Genomic DNA, 25,878 nt, shown 5'->3' with positions numbered 1-25,878 from the left:
ACGTCCGACAGTGGATGAAGCCCAGACTTTAGCGTGTTCGGCAACAGGCGAATAGCCAGTCAACGCGGGTGTGACGCAATGCCCAACAGGCGCTCGATCCGTTCGCCGAGGGTGTTCAGGTCGAGGGGTTTGTGCAGCAGTTCGGTGCGCCTGCCGGGCCGGGCACAATGCACCGTTTCGGCAGTTTCGTAGCCGGTAATCAGCAATACCGGGGCATCCGCCACAAGGTCCTGGCAGGCCTCTGCAAGCTGGTAACCGTCGAGTCGCCCAGGCAGGCCGACATCGGTGATCAGCAGGTCCGGTGGCGGCCCTTTCTGCAACGATTCCAGAGCCCGGTGGCCACTCTCGAAAGCCTGCACCTGATAGCCCAGTTCCGTCAGCACTTCGACCAGTACCAGGCGCAGGGCCGGTTGGTCCGCCACCAGCATGATCCGGTGCATCCGCGGCTGCAACGTCGCGGTGGCGGATGTGGCTGGCTCGCCGTGGCCGGTTGCGCAAGCGCTCTGGTCACGGGGCAGGTACAGGTGAACGCGAGTGCCTTGCCCGGTGACGCTGTCGATCAGCAACTGCCCCCCGGACTGGCGAACAAAACCATAGGCCATGGACAATCCCAAGCCAGTGCCCTGGCCCAGCGGCTTGGTGGTGAAGAAGGGCTCGAAAGCGTGTTGCAGCACCTCACTGGGCATGCCCACGCCGGTGTCCTCGACACGAATGTGCAGATAGTGCCCCGTCGGCAGGTCCAGGCGCTTGGCCTCGGCCGCTGCGAGATCGGCGTTTTCACAACCGATGCGCAAGGTGCCGCCCAGCGGCATGGCGTCACGGGCATTGATGCACAGGTTGAGCAGAGCGTTCTCCAGCTGCTGCGGATCGATGCGGATCGACCATTGCGCGGCCAGCGTGCGGTCCTGGAAGTCAATGTGCGGGCCGGTCGAGCTGCGGATCAGGTCATGCATGTCGGCGACCAGGCGGTGCACATCCACCGCTTGTGGCATCAGCGTCTGTTGGCGCGAAAAGGCCAGCAACCGCTGCACCAGGGCTGCGGCGCGCATTGCGTTGCTGTGGCCGAGCCCGAGCATGCGGGCGGTGTCGGCAAGGCGTTGCTCGCCCAGGCGCTGCTCTGCAAGCTCCAGCGCGCCAAGCAGGCTACCCAGCAAGTTGTTGAAGTCGTGGGCGATGCCGCCGGTCAACTGGCCGACCGCCTCCATTTTCTGCGACTTGCGCAGGGCCTCTTCGGCCTGGCGCAGGCGTTCCTGCTCGGCCATGCGCTCGGTGATGTCATAGGCGAACAGGTACCCGCCCTGGACTTGCTGTTGTGCATCGAGCAATGGGTGATAGCGGATTTCGTAATGGCGGGGGGCATCGGAGGGGCCGAGTGAGATAGTGTCGATGAAGGCTTCGCCGGCCAGCACGCGTGGCCACACCGGTGCCAGGCGGCCCATGATGTCAGGGTGGTTGAGCAGAATTTGTGGCACGTAATCGCCGATCTGCGGCACGAAGCCCCGGTAATGCTCGAAGGTTTCCCGGGCCGTGCGGTTGATCGCGACCAGGCGCATCTCGCTGTCGGCGGCAAACACGTTGGCCCGGCTGTTGTCGAGCAGTTCGCCCAGTAGCTGGATGTGGGCCTGTGCAGTGTCGTCGCGCTCTGCCAGGCGAGCTTCCAGTTCTGCGACACGCGCTTGCAGTTGTGCCAATGACGGGAGCGAGTCTGCTTGCATGGCGAGGGCCCGGTGAGCGGATCAAGCAACTATAGCCGCCTGCCGGGGCGCCAGTCATCAGAACGAGCGGATGATCCGCCCCAGGGTTTCCATGGCCCGTTCGGCATCCTCATGCCAGGGGCTGCCGTAGTTCAGGCGGATGCAGTTGCCGAAGCGCCGGGTGGGCGAGAAGATCGGCCCGGGGGCGATGCTGATGCCTTGGGCCAAGGCCATGTGGAACAGCTTGAGGGCGTCCATCTGTTCGGGCAGCTCCAGCCACAGGAAGTAGCCGCCGGACGGTTGGCTGACCCGCGTCTGCGCCGGAAAGTGCCGGGCGATGGCCGCCAGCATGTTGGCCTGCTGGCCTTCCAGGGCATAGCGCAGCTTGCGCAGGTGGCGGTCGTAGCCGCCGTGCTGCAGGTAGTCGGCGATGGCCGCCTGCGCCGGCATCGAGGCGCACAGCGAGGTCATCAGCTTGAGCCGCTCGATCTTCTGTGCAAAGCGCCCGGCTGCCACCCAGCCGATGCGGTAGCCAGGTGCCAGGCTCTTGGCGAACGAGCCGCAGTGCATCACCAGCCCCTGGGTGTCGAAGGCCTTGGCCGGTTTGGGTGCCTGTTGCGCGTAGTACAGTTCGGCGTACACGTCGTCTTCGATCAATGGCACCTGATGACGCGCCAGCAGCTCCACCAGTGCCTGCTTTTTCGCCTCCGGCATGCTGGCGCCCACCGGGTTCTGGAAGTTGGTCATGCACCACACGGCCTTGACCGGGTGTTTCTCCAGCGTTTGCGCCAGCACGCCCAGGTCCATGCCTTCGCGCGGGTGCACAGGAATTTCCACGGCCTTTAGCTTGAGACGCTCCAGTACCTGCAGGCAGGCATAGAACGCGGGGGCTTCGATGGCCACCAGGTCACCGGGCTGGGTGACGGCCTGCAGGCACAGGTTCAGGGCTTCCAGCGCGCCGTTGGTGATCAGCAGCTCCTCCATCGGCAGCATCAGCCCGCCAACCATGTAGCGCAGGGCAATCTGCCGCCGCAGCTGCGGGTTGCCGGGTGACAGGTCGGTCACCACCATGCGCGGGTCCATGCTGCGGCTGGCGCTGGCCAGCGAGCGCGACAGGCGTTGCAGCGGAAACAGCTCGGGGCTGGGGAAGGCCGAGCCGAACGGCACGGTGTTGGGGTCCTTGATCGAGTCGAGAATCGAGAACACCAGCGCGCTGACGTCGACATCGGTGGACTCGCTGACCGGCTGCAATGCCTGCGGCTCGCTGAACTGGCGCGGGGCGTGGGCATTGACGAAATAGCCCGAGCGCGGCCGGGCGCGGATCAGCCCGCGCCGCTCCAGCAGGTAGTAGGCCTGGAACACGGTGGACGGGCTGACCCCGTGGGTCTGGCTGGCATAGCGCACCGAGGGCACGCGCTGGCCGGGGCCCAGCACCCCGGAGCGGATCAGTTCGGCGATGTCGTCGGCAAAGCGTTCGTAGCGTTTCATTCTGGCCTTCTGTCGAAGCCTGGCAGGCAAGGTGGAATCAGTGTAAGGGATCAACGGTTCATCGGCGCGACGAAGCGGCTGTGGGCCACGCTGCGGATGGCGGGGTCGTCGCGCTCGCTGATTTCGAAGCTCAGCGTCTGCGAGCTGCTGGCCGGGCGCTCGGCGAGCATCGCCACCGACACCGGCAGTTCACTCATTTCACCGGCCGGGATCACGAAGGAGGTCTTGCCCTGCAGGCTGAAGCCGTCGGCGTCCAGCAGGCGCAGCTCATAGTGCCGGGTGCTTTCGGTCTTGTTGATGACCTTGAGCAGGTAGATGTTCTCGATCTGGCCCTGGGCATTCTCGCGGAACAGGCCGCGGTCCTTGATCACGTCCAGCGACACCATCGGGCGCAGCTGCAAGGCCACCACCAGTGCCGCGATCATCACCCCAAGCGCGGCGGCGTAGCCCAGCAGGCGCGGGCGCAGCCAATGGGTGGTGCCACCTTGCAGGCTGCGTTCGGACTTGTAGCCGATCAGGCCACGGGCGTAGCCCATCTTGTCCATTACCCCGTCACAGGCATCGATGCACGCCGCACAACCGATGCACGCCATTTGCAGGCCGTCGCGGATATCGATGCCGGTGGGGCACACCTGCACGCACAAGGTGCAGTCGATGCAGTCGCCCAGGCCCTGGGCGCGGAGGTCGCTGCCTTTCTTGCGCGGGCCACGGGCTTCGCCGCGACGCGGGTCATAGGCGACTGCCAGGGTGTCCTTGTCGAACATCACGCTCTGGAAGCGTGCATAAGGGCACATGTGCAGGCACACCGCTTCGCGCAGCAGGCCGGCATTGATGTAGGTGGCGGCGGTAAAGAACAGCACCCAGAACAGCGCCACGCCGCCCAGTTGCAAGGTGAACAGTTCCGCGGCCAGTGGGCGGATCGGGGTGAAGTAGCCGACGAAGGTCAACCCGGTGAGCACGCCAATGGCCAGCCACAGGCTGTGCTTCAGCGTGCGCCGGGCCAGTTTGTTCAGGCTCCAGGGCGCGGCGGCCAGCTTGATGCGCTGGTTGCGGTCGCCCTCGGTGACCTTTTCACACCACATGAACAGCCAGGTCCAGGTGCTTTGCGGGCAGCTGTAGCCGCACCACACGCGGCCGGCATACACGGTGATGGCGAACAGGCCGAAGGCGCAGATGATCAGCAGCGCCGACAGCAGGATGAAGTCCTGCGGCCAGAAGGTGGCGCCGAAGATGTGGAATTTGCTGTTGCCCAGGTCCCACAGCACGGCCTGGCGGCCGTTCCAGTTCAGCCAGGCGGTGCCGAAGAACAGCACGAACAGGGTGCCGGCGAAGCCGATGCGCAGGTTGCGGTACAGCCCGGTGAAGCTGCGGGTATGGATGCCATTGTCGGCGCGGCGTGGCTGGGGGCTGGCTGGGGCGGTGGCGATCTCTGTAAAAGGGATTCTATCGTTCATGGCTCGGTGCTCATCAGGCCTCGATCAGGCATGAGCACTATGGCCCTGAGGCTGTTATCAGCACAGGCTCAGATTTTGCGATAAAAACCGTATCAGATTTCCCGGCAGGCCCCGCCAGGCCTCAGATTACCGAGCCTGGCGTGCTTGTCTTCAGATGCCTGCGGCTATCCACCGCACCCGCCACGGTCAGTGCATCGGCCTCGGCTTCGGTGATGGGCACACGCTGGCCGGCGAGCAGGGCCACGGACATGCGCAGCTGTTCGTCGGTGACGATTTCGATGGACGGGCCATCACCCTCGAGGCGCAGGTCTTCGGCGATCAGGGTGCAGCGGCGGGTGGTTTCGTCGATTTCAATGGGCATGGAGTGGTCCTCCTGGGGGTTACAGGGGTGGACCACAGGGCGGGGCGGGTTGCTGCATCCGGAAGCTGAGCGGCACTTTGTCATTTACCCGGAGGTCAACCCTTGCAGATGGCAGGCCCGGCCTCTTCGCGGGTAAACCCGCTCCTACAGGTACTGCACTGCATTGAAACCTGTGCAAACCCTGTGGGAGCGGTTTTACCCGCGAAGAGGCCGGGCCTGACAACACAATGCTCAGCATGGGAAGAAAGCAATGGACCTCATCTGGCAAGCAATTCAGGCCGAATTCGCCGATATCACTGACGAGCGCGAGGTCACGCAAATCCTCGTACGCCTGCTGATGGCAGCCCTGCTTGGCGCTGTGCTGGGCTTCGAGCGCGAGCACAAGGGCAAGGCCGCCGGGGTGCGTACGCATATGCTGGTTTCGCTGGGCGCCGCGCTGTTCGTGCTGGCACCGAGCATGGCCGGGGCCGACGAGCAAGCGCTGAGTCGCGTTATCCAGGGCATTGTCGCCGGTATCGGTTTTCTGGGTGCCGGCACCATTCTCAAGGGCAACGGCCAGGACGCCAGCCATGTGAAGGGGCTGACCACTGCCGCCGGGTTGTGGATGACCGCCGCCATCGGTACGGCAGCCGGCATGGGCCGCGAAGCCACGGCGTTGATCAGCACGATACTGGCCCTGCTGGTGCTGGGCACGATGCCGTTGCTGGTGGACAAGCTCGAAGGGCAGGATGAGGGAAAGCAGGAGGAGGAAGAGGGCAGGAAGCACTGAGGGGAGCCGAAGCTCCCCTCAAAGCGTTGTTGCCTGCTCTTTTTTTATTATTGGGACCGGCCTGTTGTTGTTTTTGTCAGCCTGTCCTGGTGTTGCGGGCGACCCCCATGCGGGGTCAAGAGCAAACGTATTTTTTTGAGCGCTGACCTGCCTTCATCATTGCTGATCCTAACCTGGCTGCCGCTACCTGGAGGTAGTTTTATTGTTCTGTGCCAGACCGCGGGGCGTACCCCTGAAAAGCGTGTCGACTCCAAAAAAATCTGCTTGCTACGCCTCTGCCGTGTTGTTCTTGTTATGTCAGAGCCGTTACCTGTTGTTTTTATTGGGTGTCACATTCTTTTTGTTGTTGTGCCAGAGATATAGCAGGGTGCGTGCCAACTTTTGAAAAACCTTTAAAATCAAGCACTTGGCGATTTCAGTCGAAATCGAACGGCCTGAAATTCTGCCGATTTGTTTCCCTGTTACCCGATTTTTTGCTGCAAAACGTGGGGCGGTAACACTCCACCCACACCAATGTGACACCTGTATGACCTATTGCGCGCTGCGCGCCCGCGCTACCCGCGACCCGTTGTCGCGGCCCAGCACGCTGCTGATGCGGCGGCCGGCGGCGATCAGCAGGTCCAGGTCGATGCCGGTTTCAATGCCCAGCCCCTGCAGCAGGTACACCACGTCTTCACTGGCGATATTGCCGGTAGCGCCTTTGGCATAGGGGCAGCCGCCCAGCCCGGCCACCGAGCTGTCGAACACGCTGATGCCTTCGAGCAGGCTGGCATACACGTTGGCCAGGGCCTGGCCATAGGTATCGTGGAAGTGCCCGGCCAGTTGCTCGCGCGGTACCTGCGCCGCGACCACCTCGAACAGGCGCCGGGTTTCGCCGGCGGTGCCGGTGCCGATGGTGTCGCCCAGCGATACCTCGTAGCAGCCCATGTCGTGCAGGGCACGGGCCACCGGGGCGACCTGCTCGGCGCTGACCTTGCCTTCATAGGGGCAGCCGAGCACGCACGACACATAGCCGCGCACGCGCACACCGTGGTTGCGCGCGGCTTCCATGATCGGCTCGAAGCGCTTGAGGCTGTCGCTGATCGAGCAGTTGATGTTGCGTTGCGAGAAGGCTTCGGAGGCGGCCGCGAACACCGCCACTTCCTTCACGCCGGCGGCCAGGGCGTCCTCGAAACCGCGCAGGTTGGGGGCCAGCGCCGCATAGGTGACACCCGGGCGCTGCTGGATGCCGGCGAACACTTCGGCGGAGCCGGCCATCTGTGGTACCCACTTGGGCGAGACGAAACTGCCCACTTCGATATAGGCCAGGCCCGCTTCGGTGAGGTCGTCCACCAGGCGCACCTTGTCGGCGACGCTGATGGGCTGGGCTTCGTTCTGCAGGCCGTCGCGGGGGCCTACTTCGACCAGGCGGACGTGTTTGGGCAAGGACATGGCGGGTTTCCTGTGGCGTTCAGCGGTTGTCTTTGTTGTTCAGGGTGGCGGCCAGGGCTTGTTCGCAGCGCTCCTGGGCGGTGTCCAGCTCCAGCTGCATCTGGTGGATGTCGAGCATCTGCTGTTCCAGCTGGGCGCGGCGCTCGGCGATTTTCGCCAGCATGCTGTTGAGCTGCTTGAGGTTGCCGCTGGAGGGATCGTACAGCTCGATCAGCTCGCGGCATTCGGCCAGCGAAAAGCCGATGCGCTTGCCGCGCAGGATGAGCTTCAGGCTGACCTTGTCACGCGCTGAATAGATACGCTCCAGGCCACGGCGCTCGGGGCTCAGCAGGCCCTGTTCCTCATAGAAGCGGATGGCGCGGGTGGTGATGTCCAGTTCGCGGGACAGGTCGGAGATGCTGTAGGTCTGGGTGCTCATGCTGGGGCTCGGCGTGGGGTATGCGGGTATCCTGAGGGCAGGTTGACGTATACGTCAAGCAAGAGGCGCGGAATGTGTGTTGCCTGTGCAGGCCTCTTCGCGGGTAAACCCGCTCCCCTGTAGGAGCGGGTTTACCCGCGAAGAGGCCTGCACAGGCGAAAAAATTACTCAGACAACCCCGACCTGCGATACCCATTCGGCGTCTGCCCAGTCAACCGCTTGAACCACCGGGCAAAATACGTCGGGTCGGTAAACCCCAGGCTATCCGACAACTGCCCGATGCTCATCCGCGTATAGATCAGGTTGCGCCGAGCCTCCAGCAGCAACCGCTGGTGCACCACCTGCAGCGCGGTCTGCCCACTCAGTGCCCGGCACAGCTGGTTCAACTGCAAACTCGGAATATTCAACCGCGCGGCAAAATCCTCCACCGACAGGTGCTCACGGTAATGCGCCTCGACCAGGCGCAGGTACTGCCCCAGCAACTGGCGGTCACGTTCATCGCGGTTGCGCGGTACCTGCACCAGCTGCTGGCGGCGGCTGATCCACACCATCAGCGCCGTCACCAGTGCTTCGAGCAAGGCCGCCCGCGCCGGGGCGTTGCCCTGGTACTCCTGCTGCAGGGTGTCGATCAGGCTGCGCAGATGCACCCGGTCCCGGCCCAGCGGGTAACACGCCGCCTTCGCCAGTACCGCCAGCGGCGCGCCCAGGCGCTGCTCCAGGTTTGCCACCAGTGCCGTGCCAAAGGTCAGCACATGCCCCTGGATATCGGCGCTGAAGCGAAAGCCGTGCACGGTCATCGGCGGTACCACCTGGATTGCCGCTTCGCTGATGGCGCTGCGCACCCCCTCGATCTCCACCTCGGCCCGGCCGCGTTGCACATACAGCAACTGGAACAGCTCGGCGTGCTGGTGCGGCTTGATTTCCCAGTGATGCAAACGGCTACGCGCCGGGATCGACTCGCAATGCAGCAGGTCGGTGCCGGGCCAGGCCTGGTTTTCGCCATACAGCTTGAACAAGGGGACGCCGGGGAGGGTGGATTTCATGCGTGCAGGCCTGTCCGTTAATCGAACGTTTTTTGTAAAAGTGCAGGTTATGCATGGAATAGCACACTTCAATGGCTGTTTTTGCCAGTAAAAATGCAAAGGCAAACCCTAACAGCAGATGCCGCCCCACTGCCAGTCCAGGGCCGGCATCGTCCGCACAGAGACAACAACAATGAAAACTCAGGTCGCAATTATTGGTGCAGGTCCGTCTGGCCTGCTGCTGGGCCAACTGCTGCACAAGGCCGGTATCGATACCGTCATCGTCGAACGCCAGACGCCCGAATACGTGCTTGGCCGCATCCGTGCCGGGGTACTGGAGCAAGGCACGGTCGACCTGCTGCGTGAAGCCGGTGTGGCCGAGCGCATGGACCGTGAAGGCCTGGTACACGAGGGTGTCGAACTGCTGGTCGGCGGGCGCCGCCAACGCCTGGACCTCAAGGCCCTGACCGGTGGCAAGACGGTGATGGTATACGGCCAGACCGAAGTCACCCGTGACCTGATGCAAGCACGTGAAGCCAGCGGCGCGCCGATCATCTATTCGGCAAGCAATGTCCAGCCGCACGAACTCAAGGGCGAACAGCCCTACCTGACCTACGAAAAAGACGGCCAGATGCACCGCGTGGACTGCGACTACATTGCCGGTTGTGACGGCTTCCACGGTGTCTCGCGGCAAAGCATCCCCGAGGGCATCCTCAAGCAGTACGAGCGGGTCTACCCGTTTGGCTGGCTGGGCATGCTGTCAGACACGCCACCGGTCAACCACGAACTTATTTACGCCCACCACGAACGCGGTTTCGTGCTGTGCAGCCAGCGTTCGCACACCCGTAGCCGCTACTACCTGCAGGTGCCGCTGGACGAGCAGGTGGAGGCGTGGCCCGACGAGCGCTTCTGGGCGGAGCTGAAGGCACGCTTGCCCGAAGACGTGGCTGCGCGCCTGGTCACCGGCCCGGCCCTGGAAAAGAGCATCGCGCCGCTGCGCAGCCTGGTGGTCGAGCCGATGCAGTATGGCCACCTGTTCCTGGTCGGTGACGCCGCACATATCGTCCCGCCGACCGGCGCCAAGGGCCTGAACCTGGCGGCATCGGATGTCAACTACCTGTACCGGATCCTGGTCAAGGTGTATCGCGAAGGGCGCACCGACCTGTTGCAGCAGTATTCGCCGCTGGCCCTGCGCCGAGTGTGGAAAGGCGAGCGCTTCAGCTGGTTCATGACCCAGCTGCTGCATGACTTCGGCAGCCACAAGGACGCCTGGGACCAGAAGATGCAGGAGGCCGACCGCGAGTACTTCCTGACCTCGCCGGCGGGGCTGGTGAACATTGCCGAGAACTATGTAGGGCTGCCGTTCGAAGAAGTGGCCTGAGTTCCAGGGACCGCGCAACGCTTGAGGTCGATGCGGTCGAGGTGGGAGCTGGCTTGCCGGCGATCACGGGCGTAGCCCGTGCCATGCACCCTTGCCAAACGCGCCAGGGCTTGAGTTAAGTCTGCGCATGACTGACAGTGCCTTGCTGAACAGGTAGTGGCAGGAAGCACGACGATGAAATTCTCCACCCCCCTGATGGGCGCCTTGTGCCTGGTAGCTGCCAGTGGCTGGGCCTGTGCCGACCAGGTGCTGCCCGCGCCACCGGAACTGGCCTCCGGCTACCGCACTGGCCTGCAGCCGGTGCATGCCAGCCGGCACATGGCCGCAGCTGCCAACCCGCTGGCCAGCGAAGCGGGGCGGGCGATGCTGCGTGCCGGTGGCAGCGCCATCGACGCGGCCATCGCCATGCAGATGGTGCTGACCCTGGTCGAACCGCAATCCAGCGGCATTGGCGGCGGGGCGTTCATCCTCTACTGGGACGGCCAGCGCGTGCAGGCCTTCGATGGCCGCGAGGCAGCCCCGGCGACGGTAACGGAAAACCTGTTCCTGCAAGCCGATGGTTCACCGATGCCGTTCAGGACGGCGCAGATCGGCGGGCGTTCGGTGGGCGTACCAGGGGTTCTGCGTGCCCTGAAGCTGGCCCATGAGCAGCACGGCAAGCTGCCCTGGCGCGACCTGTTCGCCCCGGCCATTGCGCTGGCGCGCAACGGTTTCGCGGTTTCCGAACGCCTTCACACCCTGGTGGCGGGCGACCCGTTCATTGCCCGCTCACCCGCCATGGCCCGCTACTTCCTGGATGAACAGGGCAAGCCACTGGCGGTGGGGACTACCTTGCGCAACCCCGAGCTTGCGCAAACCTTCGAGCAGATTGCCGAGCAGGGCCCCGAGGTGTTCTACAGCGGCGAGATCGCCGAAGCCATCGTCGCCAAGGTGCGCAGCCATGCCAATGCCGGCTACCTGTCGCTGCAGGATATGCAGCAGTACCGAGCCAAAGTGCGCGAGCCGCTGTGTGGCCCCTACAAGGCCTGGCGCATCTGTGGCATGCCACCGCCATCGTCGGGCGGGGTGACGGTGCTGCAGACCCTGGGCATCCTCGAAGCGCTGCAGCGGGCTTCGCCCCAGCGCGACCTTGCCGCCATGCGGCCGCTGCGCACTTCGACCGTTGCCGGGCTGGAAGCCCCGCCGCTGGCCGTGCATCTGGTTGCCGAGGCCGAGCGCCTGGCCTATGCCGACCGCGCCCAGTACCTGGCCGACAGCGATTACGTGCCGGTGCCGCTCAAGGCCCTGACCGACTCCACATACCTGGCCAGCCGCGCGGCGCAGGTCGGCGAGTACAGCATGAAACGCGCCCGCCCCGGCCAGCCGCAGGGGGCCGACCTGGCCCTGGCGCCTGACCGCTCGCCGCTGCGCATTTCCACCTCGCACCTCAGCGCGGTGGATGACCGCGGCCAGGCCCTGGCCATGACCACTTCGGTGGAAGCAGCGTTCGGCTCGCACCTGATGGTCAAGGGCTTCTTGCTCAACAACCACCTGACCGACTTCTCGTTCATCCCCCGGGAACAAGGCAAGCCCGTGGCCAACCGGGTGCAACCGGGCAAGCGGCCGCTGTCGGCCATGGCGCCGACCCTGGTGTTCTCGCAAGCTTCCGGAGAGCTGGTGGCCAGCCTGGGCTCGCCCGGCGGCTCGCAGATCATCGGCTACGTGAACAAGGCGCTGATCGGCCTGCTGGATTGGCAGCTCGACCCGCAGCAGGCCGCCGGCCTGCCCAACTTCGGCAGCCGCAATGCCGGCACCGAAGTAGAGGCGGGTTTGGCCAGCCCTGCACTGATCCGGCAGTTGGCAGCCTGGGGGCATGAGGTGACGCCGATGATCATGACCAGTGGCATGCAGATCATCCAGCGCAGTGGCGAGGGTTGGTCGGGTGGTGCCGACCCTCGGCGCGAAGGCGTGGCAGTCGGCGACTAGCGGTGTGCGTTGCGGTGCAGCAGGTGGCGTGATAGAAGTCAGTCTAGCCATTCAAAAGTTGAATACCAAGATGTCAATCAGCGTGAAATCGAATAGGGCCCTGTTCGACCTCGACCTGCTGCGTGCCATTGTCGTGGTGGCCGATTGCGGCAGCTTCACCACGGCTGCTGCGCGCCTGCACTCCACCCAATCGACCATCAGCCAGAAGGTGCGCCGCCTGGAGGATATGGTTGGCCACCGGCTGCTGGTGCGTGGCAATCGCGACGTGCTGCCGACCGACGCCGGGCAGACACTGCTCGGCTATGCCCGGCACATGCTGGCCCTCAACGACCAGATGCTCGAAGCCTTGGCCGGGGCGATGGTTGGTATGACCGTGCGCCTTGGCGTGCCCGAGGACTTCGTGGGCGGGCGTACCACCAATGCGTTGTCGGCGTTCAGCCGGCTGCACCCGCAGGTGAAGCTGGAAGTGACCAGCGGCCTGTGCCGCGACCTCAGCCAGGCCTACGACAACGGTGAGCTCGACCTGGTGTTGCTCAAGCAGCGGCGCAACAGCCGCGAAGGCGTGGCCTGCTGGCCCGAGCGCCTGCAGTGGATCGACAGCGCGCGCACGCCCGCCTTCGAACTGGACCCGATCCCGCTGGTGACCTTCCCGCCCCGCGGCCTGTACCGCGACGACATGATTACCGCCATCGAAGGCATGGGCCGGCGTTGGCGCATCAGCTTCACCAGTTCCAGCCTCAGCGGCATCCAGGCAGCGGTCGCCGATGGTATGGGCATCAGCCTGCTGCCGCCACGGGCGGCGACCGGCGAGCATCGGGTGCTCGGTGCGGAGCAGGGGCTACCTGAGGTCGACAGCTATGAAATCGTCATCGTCCACCGGCCGACGGCGGATGTGATGGTCAAGGCGCTGGCCGAGGTGATGACGCAATTGCTTGCGGGTGGCGGGATCTGACAGGGTTGAGGCCGGTGCAGGTTTTCAATGCCCTCTAGGGCTGGCGCTCGGCCACCGCTCGCAGGGTCCGCAACGTCACCACTGGCGCATCCACCACAAACCGGTTGGCCAGCCACCCCGGCACATCCCCGGCAGGGTCGGCTTGCAGCTGGTAAGTCACCTCGGTCCTGCGCTCACCCAGCGGTTTCATCCGCCACTCGCCGTTGAGCTGCTGCACACGGATCAGCCCATCTACCTTGGGGATCCTGTCTGGCTCGGCGCTCAGGTGGCGCAGCAGCGTGCCGTCGTCCAGGCGTTCGGTGGTGACCTTCAGCACGATGTCCCGCGGCATCGTCGGCCACGGCAGGTTGGTGGTCAGGTACACCCAGGTGTTTTCGCCCTGCACATCCAGCAAGCGCATCTCGGCACAGGCGTACAGCCACTTGCAGGCCACCCGCAGGTTCTCCTGCAGGTCGGTGAGCGTGCGAACGCTGGCTTTCATGGTGCTGACACCACGGAATTGCTGGTAGGGCGAGTCGGGGGCGGCGCTCAGGTAAACGCGGATGCCTTCGCGGTCGTAGGCCAGGTTCCAGTCATCGGCGGCTGGGGCGGGGGTGCAGAACAGCAGGGCGGTGAGCAGCAGGCAGCGGTTCATGGCTGGTACCGCACGGGGGCAGGATTTTCAGTATGCGGCTACTGGGGCTGCCTTGCAGCCCTTTCGCGACACAAGGCCGCTGCCACAGGGTTCGGGGTACACCGTACTTTTGTGGGAGCGGCCTTGTGTCGCGAAAGGGGCGCAGAGCGCCCCCAATGCATCAACGCTTAGGGTTGAGCGTCAGGTGCACATGACGGTTCACGTCCTTGTACAGCAGGTAGCTGAACTTGCCTGGGCCGCCGGCGTAGCAGGCTTGCGGGCAGAAGGCGCGCAGCCACATGAAGTCGCCGGCTTCCACTTCGACCCAGTCCTGGTTCAGGCGGTACACCGCCTTGCCTTCCAGCACGTACAGGCCGTGTTCCATCACGTGGGTCTCGGCGAACGGGATCACGCCGCCCGGCTGGAAGGTGACGATGTTCACGTGCATGTCGTGGCGCATGTCGGCCATGTCGACGAAGCGGGTGGTGACCCAGCGGCCTTCGGTGCCCGGCATCTCGATGACGGTGGCGTTGTCACGGTGGGTGACGAACGACTCGGGAACGTCCAGGCCTTCGACCTTCTGGTAGTGCTTGCGCAGCCAGTGGAAGGTGACGTTGGACTTGCTGTTGTTGCGCAGGCTCCACTCGGCGCCCGGGGCCAGGAAGGCGTAGCCGCCCGGTACCAGGGTGTGGTGCTTGCCTTCGACGGTGATGTCCAGTTCGCCTTCGACGATGAACACCACGGCTTCAGCGTTCGGGTCCAGCTCAGGGCGTTCGCTGCCGCCTTCCGGGGCCACTTCGACGATGTACTGGGAGAAGGTTTCGGCAAAACCGGTCAGCGGGCGGGCGATGACCCACATGCGCATCTTGTCCCAGAACGGCAGGTGGCTGGTGACGATGTCACGCATCACGCCCTTGGGGATGACGGCATAGGCTTCGGTGAACATGGCACGGTCAGTCAGCAGCTCGGTCTGAGCCGGGTGCCCACCGTGGGGGGCGAAGTACGAATGGTTCGACATGGACGATCTCGACTTGTTGTTTTCTCCCCATGCCGTGAACCGCACCGGCCGGTGCGGCGCAGGGGATGTGGCGACAGAATAGGGTCGAGTGCGTGCCATCCACAAATTAAATGTTGGAATACCCGGTATTTGCAGGCTGAATGCGAATCTGCCGGCCAGCGTGCCCTTCCGGCAAGCGGTCGCCCTGGCCGAACAGCTTGTGGCGCAAGGTGCCTTCGGCATAACTCAGCGGGTAGCGGCCACGGCGTTGCAACTCCGGCACCAGCAGCTCGACCACATTTGCCAGGTCGTCTGGTTGCACTGCGTAGGTCAGGTTGAAGCCATCGATGCCGGTCTGGTCCAGCCAGCTTTCCAGCTGGTCGGCCACCTCGCTGGCAGCACCCACCAGCACCGGGCCACGGCCGCCCAGGCCGACGAACTCGGCAGCCTCGCGCACGGTCCAGCGGCGGTTCGGGTCGGCGGCGGTGAAGGCGGCCAGGGCTGCGCGGCCGGCATCGTTCTCGACGTATTTGATGGGCGCATCGGGGTCGAGGCCGGCAAAGTCGATGCCGGTCCAGCCTGACAACAGCGCCAGGGCGGCGTTCAGGTCGACATAACGGCGGTATTCGGCGAAGCGCGCTTCGGCCTCCTCCCGGGTGGGGGCGACGATCAACAGCGCCTGGGCGTAGATCAGCACCTCGTCCCGGCCACGCCCGGCCACCTCGCTGGCCTGGCGGATGCCGTCGGCGTAGCGGCGCAGTACTGTGGGCGTCGGCCCGCTGATGAACACGCATTCGGCGTGCCGCGCCGCGAACTGCTGGCCGCGTGCCGAAGCACCGGCCTGGAACAGCACAGGCGTGCGTTGCGGAGAAGGTTGGCACAGGTGCATCCCCGGCACCTGGAAGTGCTCGCCCACATGGTTGATGGAGTGCACCCGGGCGGGTTCGATATAGCGCCCGCTGTCACGCTCCAGCAGCACCGCATCGTCGTCCCAGCTTTTCTCCCATAGCTTGTACAGCACCTGCAGGTATTCCTCGGCCAGGTCATAGCGCTGGTCGTGGCCCAACTGGCGCGCCAGGCCCAGGTTGCGCGCGGCGCTGTCGAGGTAGCCGGTGACGATGTTCCAGCCGACCCGGCCATTGCTCAGGTGGTCGAGCGTCGACATGCGCCGGGCGAACGGGTAGGGGTGTTCGTAGGTGAGCGAGAAGGTGACGCCGAAGCCCAGGTGCTCGGTAACCCCGGCCATGGCCGGCACCAGCAGCAGCGGGTCGTTGACCGGAACCTGCACGCCACCGCGCAGGGCGGCTTCGGGGCCGCCCTGGTAGACGTCGTAGATGCCCAGCACATCGGCGATGAACAGGGCATCGAACAAGCCGCGTTCGAGCAGGCGGGCCAGGTCGGTCCAGTAGCCCAGGCGGTTGAAGGCCACGCTGGTGTTGCGCGGGTGGCGCCACAGGCCGGGGGACTGGTGGCTGGCGGCATTCATGCTGAAGGCGTTGAAGCGAATCGGGCGGGGCATGGTGGGCGCGCTCCGCTCAAGGCAATACGGAAGCCGGGTAGACCGCGTCGGCCACCTGCAGCTTGCGTGGAATCAGGCCCAGGCCCTGGAAGGTGTCGGCCAGCTTTTGTTGCTCGGCAACGATCTCTGGGGTGATGGCCACGGCATTGTAGTTGCGCCGCTCGCTGGCCGCTTGCAGCACGTTGGCGTTGATCCCGAGTTGCGGGGCCAGCAGTGCGGCGACTTCCGCAGGCTTGGCGTTGGCCCATTGGCTGACCTTGGCCAGTTCTGCGAAGAAGGTCTTCAGCAAGGCGCGATGCTGGTCGGCGAAGCTGGCGGTGGACAGGTAGAAGGTACGGTTGTTGGACAGGCCGCTGCCGTCGCGCAGGTTCTTCAGGCCCGGCTGGCTTTCTGCCGCGGCGAGGAACGGGTCCCACAGGGTCACGGCCTGGACACTGCCCGATTGCAGGGCAGCCACGGCATCGGCGGCGTTGTTGACGTAGGCCGGGGTGATGTCCTGGTAGCTGAGGCCGGCCTGTTCCAGGGCAACGGCCAGCAGGTACTGGGCGTTCCAGCCGCGGCCGGTGGCCACGCGCTTGCCCTTGAGGTCTTGCACGCTGGCCAGGTGGTCCTGCTCACGTACCACCAGGCCGATGCCACGTGGGTAGGGCTGCTCGGCGGCCAGGTACACCACCGGCTTGCCTGCGGCCTGGGCGAACACCGAGGGTGCGTCGGCGGCATGGCCGAGGTCGATGGCGCCGGTGCTCAAGGCTTCGAGCAACTGCGGGCCGGCGGCGAACTCGTGCCAGCTGACTTTCACGCCTTGCGGCGCCAGGGCCTTCTCCAGGGCACCGCTGCCCTTGAGGATGTTGATGCTGTTGAACTTCTGGTAACCGATGCGCAGGGTCCTGGCCTCGTCGGCAAGGGCTTGGGACCAGGGCAACAGGGTACTGGCGACACTGGCCAGCAAGCCGCCGATCAACAGGCGGCGCAGGGGGGAAAAGGCACGGGCGGGCATGGGCATTGCTCCTTGAACGGGGAGGGAAGCGATGCGCCCAGACTAGGGAGGTGGCGTTTGGCATTCAATTTTTATATCTCTTTTTGTTAGATTGTTTTGTTATTTTTATATCCTTTTGTTTTGTCACGTCTGGTCCATTTCACATTCACTTGCCAGGCTGCCGGCAGGCCATTCGATGACGAGAGCGTGGAGGGCCTTCGCACTCCGACCTTCCTGTTCTGCGGCCAGCGTCGCTCTTGGCCAGGGCAGGCATCGTTTGCGGGTAGGCAGCAGCCGTGGGGTGTGGCTACCCGACCAACAGCGCGCTTCCCTGCATGGCCGCGCTCGCGGATAATCCCCCTCATTCCAATAAACAGCCTGTGAGTGGGTATGAGTGATTCCGTAGTCAGCCTCGGCCAGCCTGAAACCGAAGGGGGGCGCAAGACGCGCAAGAACAACCCCGAGAAAACGCGCGAGGACATCCTCCAGGCCGCCATCAACGAGTTCGTCCAGCAAGGGCTGGCCGGTGCCCGCGTCGACGCCATCGCCGAGCGCACCGCCACCTCCAAGCGCATGATCTACTACTACTTCGGCAGCAAGGAGCAGCTGTACTGCGAGTGCCTGATCAAGCTGTACGGCGACATCCGCAAGACCGAGCAAAGCCTGGACCTTGAGTCGCTGCCGGCCGAGCAGGCGATCCGCCGGCTGGTGGAGTTCACCTTCGATCACCACGACCGCAACGTCGATTTCGTGCGGATCATCTGCACCGAAAACATCCACTATGGCGAGTACGTCAAGCAGTCGCCGGCGATTCGCGAAATGAGCAGCCTGGTGCTCGAGGCTCTGGGCAATACCTTGCGCCGTGGGGTGCAGGAAGGTGTGTTCCGCACCGGCATCGAGGTCATCGACCTGCACATGCTGATGAGCTCGTTCTGCTTCTACCGGGTTTCGAACCGGCACACCTTTGGCGAGATCTTCCAGATCGACCTGTCCGATGAGCAGGTCAAGCTGCGTCACAAGGCCATGATCTGTGATGCTGTGTTGCGGTATATCCAGACCGAGCACCGCCCCTGAAAATTCTCCAGCGGCTGGGCCGGCTCCTTTGCCGGCAAGCCAGCCCACGGGTGCAAGAACTGGCTTGCCGGCGATGGGCCGCGTAGCAGCCCCCGGCGATCAGCTCAATTCCAGCCAGATCGGCGCATGGTCCGACGGCTTTTCCATCCCGCGCAGTTCGTAGTCCACACCTGCATCCTTGATCCGCGGCACCAGGTGCTGGGAGGCCATGATCAGGTCGATGCGCAGGCCGCGCTTGGGCTCGTCCTCGAAACCGCGGCTGCGGTAGTCGAACCAGCTGAAGCGGTCGGCCACTTCCGGGTAAAGGTGGCGGAAACTGTCCACCAGGCCCCAGCCCTTCAAGCGTTCCATCCACTCGCGCTCTTCCGGCAGGAAACTGCACTTGCCAGTCTTGAGCCAGCGCTTGGCATTGTCCGGGCCGATGCCGATGTCGCAGTCCTGCGGCGAGATATTCATGTCGCCCATCACCAGCAGTGGCTGGTCGTTGCGGAACTGGCCCTCCAGCAGCGCCTGCAGGTCGCTGTAGAAGCGCTGCTTGGCCGGGAACTTGGTGGGGTGGTCGCGGCTTTCACCCTGAGGGAAATAGCCGTTCATGATGGTGATCGGGTTGCCATCGGCATCGGCGAAGGTGCCCCAGATGAAGCGGCGCTGAGCGTCTTCCTCATCGCTGGCAAAACCCTTGTGCAGGCTCAGCGGTGCCTGGCGGGACAGCAGGGCCACGCCATAGTGGCCTTTCTGGCCGTGGTAATGCACGTGATAGCCCAGCGCCTGCACGTCGGCCAGCGGGAACTGATCGTCGCTGACCTTGGTTTCCTGCAGGCCGATCACGTCCGGCTGGTGCTTTTCGATCAGCGCCGCCAGCTGGTGCGGGCGGGCCCTCAGGCCGTTGATGTTGAAACAGACGATCTTCATGGAAAGATGATCCCGGTAAAAGGCGCGATGCTAGCCGACATCGCTTGCCATCACCAGCATGGCGGCTTCGGCAGCCTGCTGCTAACGTCCTTTCCAAGGCACCCATGAGCCCATTCCAGGAGGACTGCCCGCAATGCCCGAAACCACTGCCGCTCCGGCCCGTGTCTGCCTGCTCGATGACGGCTACAGCCGTGAGGCGCGTTCGCTTCTGTACAACGCCTACCGTCACGAACCTACCTTCGCCTATATCTTCGAGGCCCAGCGCCCAGGCTACGAGCGGCGTCTGCGGGTGATGGTGCGCGAGTGGGTACGCCAGCACTTCTACCTGCAACTGCCCGCCATCGGCCTGCTGGTGGAAGACCGCCTGATCGCCATGGCCCTGATCGTACCGCCGATGCGCCGGCTGGGCGTGGCCGACAGTTGGGCCTGGCGCCTGCGCATGATAATGGGCACCGGCCTGCGCTGTACGCGCCGCTACATGGACTACCAGGCCGCCCTGGCCACCTGCCTGCCCACCGACGAGGTGCATGTGCTGCCGCTGCTGGGCGTGCACCCGCAGTTCCAGGGCAAGCACTACGGCGAGCAATTGTTACAAGCTGTGCATGACTGGTGTGCAGACGACCCTGGTACGCAGGGAGTGGTGCTGGACACCGGCAACGAGCACTACCTGGCCTTTTACCAGCGCCAGGGCTATGAGGAAATTGGCGAGGTGGCTGTAGGACCAATCCGTGAGAGGGTGTTCTTCCATCCCAACCCGGTCTCTTCCAATTCTGCTTTTGCCTGAGCGGACCGCGCGACGGCTCCCTTGAGCGCCCGGCTCTGGTAGCATGCGCCGCATGACGTATTCAGGAAGATTGACCTGGGGCCTGGTTATCTGGGTCGCCAGTTTCGCAGCATGGGGCCAGAGTGAGTTGCTGGTGAAGGTCAAACCGGCCAACAAGGCGCTCAAGGCCAATGTCGAAGGCTATATCGGTACCCTTGGCGACCGCGATGAAGAAGCGCTGCTGCGCTTCAGTCGCGGCGCCCAGGAGCAGGCGCGCAAAGCCGCGCAGGCACTTGGCTACTACCAGGCGCAGATCGACACAGAGGTCAAGCCCGCCAGCGAGGCTGACCGTTCCCCGCAACTGATCATCACCATCGACCCTGGCGAGCCGATTCGCCTGCGCAACGTGACCATACGCATCGAAGGCCCCGCCAGTGAGATGAAGGCTTTCCGCGTGCCCGACAGCAAGGCCCTGCGCGCGGGTGAACAACTCAACCACGGCCATTACGAAGATGCCAAGCGGCTGATCCAGAACCAGGCGTCGCGCTACGGCTTCTTCAGTGGGCGCTTCAGCCGCCAGCGCCTGGCGGTAGACCCCCAGGCCGGTGTGGCCGATATCGAACTGGTCTACCAGAGCGGCCCGCGCTATCACTTGGGTGCGGTCACCTTCGGTGGCGACACACCGCTGGACGACGACCTGCTGCAGCGTATGGTCTCGTTCAAGCCGGGTACACCTTACGACTCGGAACTGATCGCCGAGCTGAACAATGACCTGCAATCGAGCGGCTACTTCGAAGGCGTGCGCGTGGATGCGGCGCCCACCGCCGCCGTGGGCGAAGAAATCCCCGTGGATGTCCGCCTGCAAACCCGCAAACCGCGCACCATGGGCCTGGGCCTGGGCTTCTCGACCGACGTCGGGCCCCGCGGCAAGGCCAACTGGACCCGCCACTGGGTCAACCCGCAAGGCCATAGCTACGGCTGGGAAACCGAACTGTCGGCACCCCGGCAGAACGTCGGCCTTTGGTACGACATCCCCCTCGACCCGCCGCTGACCGACAAGTTGCGCTTTGCCGGCGGCTACCAGAACGAAGAGATTGCCGGCACCGACACCCTCAGCAAACTGCTGACGGTGGGCCCCGAGTGGCACAGCAAGCTGCCAAGCGGCTGGCAGCGGGTGATTTCCCTCAAGTACCAGCGCGAGGAGTACCGTCTGGGTGATGACTCTGGGCTGAGCAACCTGTTGATGCCGGGGGTGAGTTACTCCTTCCTGCGCAGTGACAACCGCATCGACCCGCATAACGGCTACCGCCTGCAGTTCGATGTACAGGTAGCCAAGGAAGGGCTGGTCTCGGACACCAACCTGCTGCATGGCAACATGCTGCTCAAGGGCCTGACCACGCTTGGCCATGACCATCGCTTGCTCGGCCGGGTGCAGTTCGGTGGCAGCGCGACCAATGGCTTCAAGAACAACATCCCGCCGTCGCTGCGCTTCTTCGCCGGTGGCGACCAGAGCGTGCGTGGCTATGACTACCAGACCTTGTCGCCGAAGAACAGCGACGGCGACCGCATTGGCGGGCGCTATCTGGTCGCCGGCAGTGTCGAGTACCAGTATTCACTGACCGAGAAGTGGCGGCTGGCAACCTTCGTCGACCAGGGCAACTCGTTCAACGACCTGGAGCTGCCAAGCCTCAAGACCGGTGTCGGTTTTGGCGTGCGCTGGGTGTCGCCGGTCGGGCCGCTGCGCCTGGACCTGGCCAAGGCGCTGGATGATGAAGGGGGAATTCGCCTGCACTTTTCCATGGGGCCTGAGCTGTGAAACGCGTGATCAAGTACATTCTGGCGGGCCTGCTGGGGGTAACCGCAAGCCTGGGCCTGGTACTCGGCCTGTTGCTGGGGACCGAAGCCGGCAGCCGCTGGGTGCTGGGCAAGGTGCCCGGGCTTGAGGTGGCTGACTTCCAGGGCCGCCTGGCCGGTAGCTGGCAAGCCAGCCGGCTTATCTGGGCCGATGCCGGCAGCACGGTAGATGTGCAGGCACCGCTGCTGGCCTGGTCGCCGGCATGCCTGCTGCGCTCTACCTTGTGCATTGACCAGTTGCAGGCGCAACGTATCGACATGGCCTTTGCGCCCAGCGCCGAATCGGCCGACAGTGGCCCGCTGCAGTTGCCGGCCCTGCGCTTGCCGCTGGCCATCGAACTGGGTGAGGTCAAGGTTGGCCAGTTGCGCCTGGATGGCAGTGACCTGCTTGGCGACTTGCAACTGGCGGCGCACTGGACCAATACCGGGCTGCGCATCGACAGCCTGCAGCTGAAGCGTGACGACCTGCAATTGAGCCTGCAGGGCGACCTGCAGCCCGAAGCTGACTGGCCGGTACAACTCCAGGCGCAGCTGCAACTGCCAACGGTAGGTGGCAAACCCTGGCAGCTGGCATTGACCGCCACCGGCGAGTTGCAGAAAACCCTGAAACTCGCCGGCACCAGCAGCGGTTACCTCGACGCCACGCTGAACGGGCAATTGCAGGCGTTGGCCGAGCACCTGCCGGCGACCTTGCAGATCCGCTCCGAGGCATTCAAGCCGGCCGCCTCGTTGCCCGACACCGTGCAGTTCAACCAGCTCAAGCTCGACGCCCGGGGCGACCTGCTCAAGGGCTATCAACTGTCGGGGTCGGCCAGCCTGCCGGCCGAGCAGTCGCCGATCGCCTTGCTGTTGTCAGGGCTGGTCGACAGCAAAGGCGCCAGGCTTGATGCCCTGGACCTGAGCGCCAGCGATACCCAGCGGGTCAAGATGCAAGCCACGGCTGACTGGCAGCAAGGCCTGGTCGCCGACGCCCAGTTGGACTGGCAGGACTTTCCGTGGCTGCGCCTGTACCCGCTGGAGACGCCCCCTGAGGTCACCCTCAAGCGGCTCATGGCCCAGGTGCATTATCGCGATGGCAACTACCAGGGCACCTTCAATGGCGACCTGGATGGCCCGGCTGGCGCGTTCAGCCTGGCCAGCCCCTTCGAAGGTGACCTGAGCCAGGTGAAGCTGCCGCAGTTGGCGCTGACCGCCGGGCAAGGCAAGGCTGCCGGCAGTGTCGCTGTGCGCTTTGCCGACACCTTGGCATGGGATGTCGACCTGCAGTTGTCGGCGCTCGACCCAGCTTATTGGCTGGCCGAGCTGCCGGGTAACCTGGCGGGTCCGCTGCGCAGCAAAGGCGAGATGAAAGGCGACGCCTTGAGCCTCGATGCCCGGCTAGACCTGAAAGGCCGCCTGCGCGGCCAACCGGCAGTGCTTAAGGTCGAGGCCCAGGGGGCAGGGCAGAGCTGGACCTTGGGTACCCTGGCAGTCCAGCTGGGGGATAACCGCATCAATGGCAGTGGCAGCCTGCAGCAACGCCTGGCCGGGCGGCTCGACCTCGACCTGCCGCGCCTGGGCCAGTTGTGGCCAAGGTTGCAGGGCCAGGTCAAGGGCCGGCTTGACGTCGCCGGCACCTTGCAGGCCCCGCAAGGTACGCTGGCCCTGCAGGGCCAGCGGCTTGCCCAGGCGGAAAACCGCGTGCAGCAGCTGGGCCTGGATGCCCGCCTGGACAACGCCCAGCGTGGCGTGATCGAACTGAAGGCCAGCGGCATTCACCTGGGTGACACGGCATTGGGCACCTTGCAGGCCAACGGCAAGGGCGACATTCGCCAGCAAGCTTTGACCTTGGCGCTGGACGGCCCGCAGCTCAAACTCGACCTCGGCCTGGATGGCCAGTTGAACAAGGGTGACTGGCGCGGGCGCCTGGCCAGTGGGCGGATCCAGGCCGGTGGCCAGGACTGGCGGCTGCAGGCACCGGCGCGCCTGCAGCGGCTGGCCAGCGGCCAGCTGGACTTTGCTGCGCACTGCTGGCGCTCCGGCCAGGCCAGCTTGTGCGGCGACGACCAGCGTCTGGCCCCCGAGCCACGCTTGCGCTACCACCTCAAGCAGTTCCCGCTGGACAGCCTGGCCCAGTGGCTGCCGAAGGACTTCGCCTGGCAGGGCCTGCTCAATGCCGACATCAATCTGGACATCCCGGCCAGCGGCCCCAAGGGCAACATCGTCGTCGACGCCAGTGGCGGTACCCTGCGCGTGCGTGACAAAGACCGCTGGGTCGACTTCCCGTACCAGGCCCTGCGCCTGGACAGCACGCTGGCGCCAAGGCGCATCGATACCCGCCTGGCGTTCCGCGGCGAGCGCCTGGGCGAGCTGAACGTCAACACCCGCCTCGATCCACTGGGCAAGAACAAACCGCTGTCGGGTGATTTCCAGCTGGCAGGCCTCGACCTTTCGGTGGCACGCCCGTTCGTGCCGATGGTCGAGCGTCTGGCCGGGCAGCTCAATGGCAGTGGCAGGTTGTCGGGCACCTTGCTGGCGCCGCAGGTCAACGGCAACCTGATGCTCAGTGGCGGCGAAGTCAGTGGTGCCGAGCTGCCGGTCAGTCTCGAGGACCTGTCATTGCAGGCGTTGATTACCGGCGAGCAGGTACAGCTCAACGGCGGCTGGCGCAGTGGCGAGGCGGGGCGTGGCCAGCTCAATGGCAACCTGACCTGGGGCCAGGCACTGGGCATGGACCTGCGTCTGCAGGGCCAGCAACTGCCCGTCACGGTCGAGCCCTATGCGACGCTGGAGGTCGCCCCGGACCTGACCTTGCGCCTGATCGACGACAAGCTGGCGGTGACCGGCAAGGTACAGGTGCCCAAGGGTGCGATCACTGTGCGCGAGCTGCCACCGTCCACCGTCAAGGTCTCGGATGACACGGTGATCGTCGGCCACCAGACCGAAGAGGGCAAACCGCCCATGGCGATGGCCATGGACATCGATGTCGAAGTGGGTCGCGACAAGCTTTCGTTCAGCGGCTTTGGTCTCACGGCCAACCTGCTCGGCCATGTGCACATCGGCGACAACCTCGACACCCGTGGCGAGCTGAACCTGGCCGATGGCCGCTACCGCGCCTACGGGCAGCGCCTGACCATCCGCCGTGCACGGTTATTGTTCGCAGGCCCGATCGACCAGCCATACCTGGACATTGAAGCGATCCGCAAGGTCGACGATGTGATTGCCGGTATCCGCCTGAGCGGCAGTGCCGAGCAGCCCACAAGCAAGGTGTTCTCGGAACCGGCCATGAGCCAGGAGCAGGCGCTGTCGTACCTGGTACTGGGGCGGCCGTTGGGCACGTCCGGTGAAGACAACAACATGCTCGCCGAGGCGGCCTTGGGCCTGGGCCTGGCGGGTAGCGCCGGCATCACCGGCAGCCTGGCCTCGAGCCTGGGCATCGACGACTTCCAGCTGGATACCGAAGGTTCGGGCAATACCACCAGCGTGGTCGCCAGCGGCAACCTCACCGAGAAACTGAGCCTGCGTTACGGGGTGGGGGTGTTCGAGCCCGCCAACACCATTGCATTGCGCTACAAGCTGAGCAAGAAGGTGTACCTCGAAGCTGCCAGCGGGCTGGCCAGTTCACTGGACATCTTCTACAAGCGCGACTTCTGAGCTGGCGCGGGGCGGCCGTCAACGGACAGTGGCCGCTTCGATGAACTCATTGGTATCGGGCGATGGCGGCGGGCTGGGGGCGCGAACCGGGATGATCAGGCTGGTGTATTCCTCGATCAACCGGTTGAGGGCTTCCGGCGGTTCGCTGGCCTGGAACTGCATGCGGATCTGCACTTCATCGGGGTCACGGCTGTCGCCCTGACGGCTTTGGCCGCCGATGGTGACCTTGAAGCTGGCCGCCTTGTTTTCGCCTGCAGTCAGCAGTGCCTGCTGTGCTTCGGTGCCTTTGACCCTTACCGAAAGGTCGACCTGCATGCGCTCGAGGGCCAGGCCTTTTGGCGACACCAGCGCGAACAGCGGTACGCGCATGATGTGCTGGCCGTCCATGGCCACTTCGACCATTTTGGCTTTCATGGGCGCGCCCAACGCTTCGGTGTCGCATTCGAAGAACTGGTCGAACAGGTCGATGTACTGCTGCGCGATCAGGCTGTTGGTAGCACTGGCGGCTTCCTGCAGGCCACGGGTGATTTCGCGCAGGTCGATGGAAGTCATGGGGGCGGGGGATTTATCCAATGCTTCGACTCCTCAGGCCAGGTGGTGCC

At 64.6% G+C, this 25,878-nt stretch carries 21 protein-coding genes; 8 read left to right on the top strand and 13 right to left on the bottom strand.

The window, feature by feature from the left end; translation table 11 throughout:
- Positions 1 to 59: 59 nt before the first annotated feature.
- The 4 genes from E5221_RS16050 to E5221_RS16035 all read right to left on the bottom strand — a co-directional run bounded on the left by E5221_RS16050 (position 60) and on the right by E5221_RS16035 (position 4,997).
- Positions 60 to 1,715, bottom strand: coding sequence for a PAS domain-containing sensor histidine kinase (locus E5221_RS16050; protein ID WP_247845963.1), 1,656 nt, complete (start codon positions 1,713 to 1,715; stop codon positions 60 to 62).
- Between the two features lie 57 nt (positions 1,716 to 1,772).
- Positions 1,773 to 3,182, bottom strand: coding sequence for a GntR family transcriptional regulator MpaR (gene mapR, locus E5221_RS16045; RefSeq protein ID WP_013972935.1), 1,410 nt, complete (start codon positions 3,180 to 3,182; stop codon positions 1,773 to 1,775).
- 50 nt (positions 3,183 to 3,232) lie between these two features.
- Entirely contained in the window at positions 3,233 to 4,636 is a 1,404-nt protein-coding gene (ccoG, locus tag E5221_RS16040; protein WP_061551596.1) for a cytochrome c oxidase accessory protein CcoG, read from the bottom strand.
- A gap of 121 nt (positions 4,637 to 4,757) precedes the next feature.
- The gene (locus E5221_RS16035) at positions 4,758 to 4,997 is read right to left on the bottom strand and encodes a DUF3203 family protein (RefSeq protein WP_247845962.1); all 240 of its coding nucleotides are present in this window, start codon (positions 4,995 to 4,997) and stop codon (positions 4,758 to 4,760) included.
- A gap of 250 nt (positions 4,998 to 5,247) precedes the next feature.
- On the opposite strand from E5221_RS16035, the gene E5221_RS16030 reads away from it, so the two are divergent.
- Positions 5,248 to 5,766, top strand: coding sequence for an MgtC/SapB family protein (locus tag E5221_RS16030; protein WP_013972932.1), 519 nt, complete (start codon positions 5,248 to 5,250; stop codon positions 5,764 to 5,766).
- Between the two features lie 531 nt (positions 5,767 to 6,297).
- Here E5221_RS16030 and E5221_RS16025 read toward each other — a convergent pair.
- The 3 genes from E5221_RS16025 to E5221_RS16015 all read right to left on the bottom strand — a co-directional run bounded on the left by E5221_RS16025 (position 6,298) and on the right by E5221_RS16015 (position 8,658).
- Positions 6,298 to 7,197 carry a hydroxymethylglutaryl-CoA lyase gene (locus E5221_RS16025; protein WP_061551595.1) on the bottom strand — a complete coding sequence of 300 codons (900 nt, stop codon included), beginning with the start codon at positions 7,195 to 7,197 and terminating at the stop codon, positions 6,298 to 6,300.
- A gap of 19 nt (positions 7,198 to 7,216) precedes the next feature.
- Positions 7,217 to 7,615: a MerR family DNA-binding transcriptional regulator gene (locus E5221_RS16020; protein WP_013972930.1), complete on the bottom strand. Its 399-nt coding sequence runs from the start codon at positions 7,613 to 7,615 to the stop codon at positions 7,217 to 7,219.
- A 164-nt stretch (positions 7,616 to 7,779) separates the two neighbouring features.
- On the bottom strand, positions 7,780 to 8,658 hold the full coding sequence (locus E5221_RS16015) for a helix-turn-helix domain-containing protein (protein ID WP_061551594.1): 879 nt from the start codon (positions 8,656 to 8,658) through the stop codon (positions 7,780 to 7,782).
- A 172-nt stretch (positions 8,659 to 8,830) separates the two neighbouring features.
- Here E5221_RS16015 and pobA point away from each other — a divergent pair, with 172 nt between their 5' ends.
- The 3 genes from pobA to E5221_RS16000 all read left to right on the top strand — a co-directional run bounded on the left by pobA (position 8,831) and on the right by E5221_RS16000 (position 12,935).
- Positions 8,831 to 10,018, top strand: coding sequence for a 4-hydroxybenzoate 3-monooxygenase (gene pobA / locus E5221_RS16010; RefSeq protein WP_024087256.1), 1,188 nt, complete (start codon positions 8,831 to 8,833; stop codon positions 10,016 to 10,018).
- Positions 10,019 to 10,192: 174 nt separating this feature from the next.
- Entirely contained in the window at positions 10,193 to 11,983 is a 1,791-nt protein-coding gene (ggt, locus tag E5221_RS16005; RefSeq protein WP_247845961.1) for a gamma-glutamyltransferase, read from the top strand.
- 70 nt (positions 11,984 to 12,053) lie between these two features.
- Complete coding sequence (locus E5221_RS16000; RefSeq protein WP_015270644.1) at positions 12,054 to 12,935, top strand: LysR substrate-binding domain-containing protein; 882 nt, start codon at positions 12,054 to 12,056, stop codon at positions 12,933 to 12,935.
- A 34-nt stretch (positions 12,936 to 12,969) separates the two neighbouring features.
- Here the strand turns inward: E5221_RS16000 and E5221_RS15995 are convergent, their stop codons facing one another.
- The 4 genes from E5221_RS15995 to E5221_RS15980 form a co-directional block, all read right to left on the bottom strand.
- Entirely contained in the window at positions 12,970 to 13,569 is a 600-nt protein-coding gene (locus tag E5221_RS15995; protein ID WP_003257236.1) for an START domain-containing protein, read from the bottom strand.
- Positions 13,570 to 13,729: 160 nt separating this feature from the next.
- Positions 13,730 to 14,566, bottom strand: a complete 837-nt coding sequence (locus tag E5221_RS15990; protein ID WP_013972924.1) for a bifunctional allantoicase/(S)-ureidoglycine aminohydrolase — start codon at positions 14,564 to 14,566, stop codon at positions 13,730 to 13,732.
- 106 nt (positions 14,567 to 14,672) lie between these two features.
- On the bottom strand, positions 14,673 to 16,064 hold the full coding sequence (locus E5221_RS15985) for an LLM class flavin-dependent oxidoreductase (RefSeq protein ID WP_247845960.1): 1,392 nt from the start codon (positions 16,062 to 16,064) through the stop codon (positions 14,673 to 14,675).
- A 16-nt stretch (positions 16,065 to 16,080) separates the two neighbouring features.
- Positions 16,081 to 17,061 carry an aliphatic sulfonate ABC transporter substrate-binding protein gene (locus tag E5221_RS15980; protein ID WP_039614223.1) on the bottom strand — a complete coding sequence of 327 codons (981 nt, stop codon included), beginning with the start codon at positions 17,059 to 17,061 and terminating at the stop codon, positions 16,081 to 16,083.
- Between the two features lie 369 nt (positions 17,062 to 17,430).
- Between E5221_RS15980 and E5221_RS15975 the strand changes: the two genes are divergently transcribed.
- Positions 17,431 to 18,114, top strand: a complete 684-nt coding sequence (locus E5221_RS15975; protein WP_015270640.1) for a TetR/AcrR family transcriptional regulator — start codon at positions 17,431 to 17,433, stop codon at positions 18,112 to 18,114.
- A 99-nt stretch (positions 18,115 to 18,213) separates the two neighbouring features.
- Here the strand turns inward: E5221_RS15975 and xthA are convergent, their stop codons facing one another.
- Complete coding sequence (gene xthA, locus E5221_RS15970; protein WP_013972920.1) at positions 18,214 to 19,026, bottom strand: exodeoxyribonuclease III; 813 nt, start codon at positions 19,024 to 19,026, stop codon at positions 18,214 to 18,216.
- Positions 19,027 to 19,159: 133 nt separating this feature from the next.
- Between xthA and E5221_RS15965 the strand changes: the two genes are divergently transcribed.
- Genes E5221_RS15965 through E5221_RS15955 form a run of 3 tightly spaced genes read left to right on the top strand, consistent with a single transcriptional unit; the run spans position 19,160 to position 25,276 of the window.
- Positions 19,160 to 19,810 carry a GNAT family N-acetyltransferase gene (locus E5221_RS15965; RefSeq protein WP_013972919.1) on the top strand — a complete coding sequence of 217 codons (651 nt, stop codon included), beginning with the start codon at positions 19,160 to 19,162 and terminating at the stop codon, positions 19,808 to 19,810.
- Between the two features lie 52 nt (positions 19,811 to 19,862).
- Complete coding sequence (locus tag E5221_RS15960) at positions 19,863 to 21,605, top strand: autotransporter assembly complex family protein (RefSeq protein WP_247845959.1); 1,743 nt, start codon at positions 19,863 to 19,865, stop codon at positions 21,603 to 21,605.
- Positions 21,602 to 25,276, top strand: a complete 3,675-nt coding sequence (locus tag E5221_RS15955; protein ID WP_247845958.1) for a translocation/assembly module TamB domain-containing protein — start codon at positions 21,602 to 21,604, stop codon at positions 25,274 to 25,276. Before E5221_RS15960 ends, E5221_RS15955 begins: the two co-directional genes overlap by 4 nt.
- A gap of 18 nt (positions 25,277 to 25,294) precedes the next feature.
- Here the strand turns inward: E5221_RS15955 and E5221_RS15950 are convergent, their stop codons facing one another.
- Positions 25,295 to 25,849: a DUF2589 domain-containing protein gene (locus E5221_RS15950; protein ID WP_061304603.1), complete on the bottom strand. Its 555-nt coding sequence runs from the start codon at positions 25,847 to 25,849 to the stop codon at positions 25,295 to 25,297.
- Positions 25,850 to 25,878: the final 29 nt, after the last annotated feature.

The sequence above is a fragment of the Pseudomonas sp. A2 genome (genome assembly GCF_023100865.1).
In the GTDB taxonomy this organism is placed as follows: Bacteria; Pseudomonadota; Gammaproteobacteria; order Pseudomonadales; family Pseudomonadaceae; genus Aquipseudomonas; species Aquipseudomonas asiatica.
Note: the sequence above shows the minus strand (reverse complement) of the source record. Positions and strands in the feature narration are given on the sequence as shown.

Excerpts from the sequence above, each read along its gene's own strand:
- E5221_RS16050 (WP_247845963.1), bottom strand. The coding sequence starts at position 1,715 with ATGCAAGCAGACTCGCTCCCGTCATTGGCACAACTGCAAGCGCGTGTC.
- mapR (WP_013972935.1), bottom strand. The coding sequence starts at position 3,182 with ATGAAACGCTACGAACGCTTTGCCGACGACATCGCCGAACTGATCCGC.
- ccoG (WP_061551596.1), bottom strand. The coding sequence starts at position 4,636 with ATGAACGATAGAATCCCTTTTACAGAGATCGCCACCGCCCCAGCCAGC.
- E5221_RS16035 (WP_247845962.1), bottom strand. The coding sequence starts at position 4,997 with ATGCCCATTGAAATCGACGAAACCACCCGCCGCTGCACCCTGATCGCC.
- E5221_RS16030 (WP_013972932.1), top strand. The coding sequence starts at position 5,248 with ATGGACCTCATCTGGCAAGCAATTCAGGCCGAATTCGCCGATATCACT.
- E5221_RS16025 (WP_061551595.1), bottom strand. The coding sequence starts at position 7,197 with ATGTCCTTGCCCAAACACGTCCGCCTGGTCGAAGTAGGCCCCCGCGAC.
- E5221_RS16020 (WP_013972930.1), bottom strand. The coding sequence starts at position 7,615 with ATGAGCACCCAGACCTACAGCATCTCCGACCTGTCCCGCGAACTGGAC.
- E5221_RS16015 (WP_061551594.1), bottom strand. The coding sequence starts at position 8,658 with ATGAAATCCACCCTCCCCGGCGTCCCCTTGTTCAAGCTGTATGGCGAA.
- pobA (WP_024087256.1), top strand. The coding sequence starts at position 8,831 with ATGAAAACTCAGGTCGCAATTATTGGTGCAGGTCCGTCTGGCCTGCTG.
- ggt (WP_247845961.1), top strand. The coding sequence starts at position 10,193 with ATGAAATTCTCCACCCCCCTGATGGGCGCCTTGTGCCTGGTAGCTGCC.
- E5221_RS16000 (WP_015270644.1), top strand. The coding sequence starts at position 12,054 with ATGTCAATCAGCGTGAAATCGAATAGGGCCCTGTTCGACCTCGACCTG.
- E5221_RS15995 (WP_003257236.1), bottom strand. The coding sequence starts at position 13,569 with ATGAACCGCTGCCTGCTGCTCACCGCCCTGCTGTTCTGCACCCCCGCC.
- E5221_RS15990 (WP_013972924.1), bottom strand. The coding sequence starts at position 14,566 with ATGTCGAACCATTCGTACTTCGCCCCCCACGGTGGGCACCCGGCTCAG.
- E5221_RS15985 (WP_247845960.1), bottom strand. The coding sequence starts at position 16,064 with ATGCCCCGCCCGATTCGCTTCAACGCCTTCAGCATGAATGCCGCCAGC.
- E5221_RS15980 (WP_039614223.1), bottom strand. The coding sequence starts at position 17,061 with ATGCCCGCCCGTGCCTTTTCCCCCCTGCGCCGCCTGTTGATCGGCGGC.
- E5221_RS15975 (WP_015270640.1), top strand. The coding sequence starts at position 17,431 with ATGAGTGATTCCGTAGTCAGCCTCGGCCAGCCTGAAACCGAAGGGGGG.
- xthA (WP_013972920.1), bottom strand. The coding sequence starts at position 19,026 with ATGAAGATCGTCTGTTTCAACATCAACGGCCTGAGGGCCCGCCCGCAC.
- E5221_RS15965 (WP_013972919.1), top strand. The coding sequence starts at position 19,160 with ATGCCCGAAACCACTGCCGCTCCGGCCCGTGTCTGCCTGCTCGATGAC.
- E5221_RS15960 (WP_247845959.1), top strand. The coding sequence starts at position 19,863 with ATGACGTATTCAGGAAGATTGACCTGGGGCCTGGTTATCTGGGTCGCC.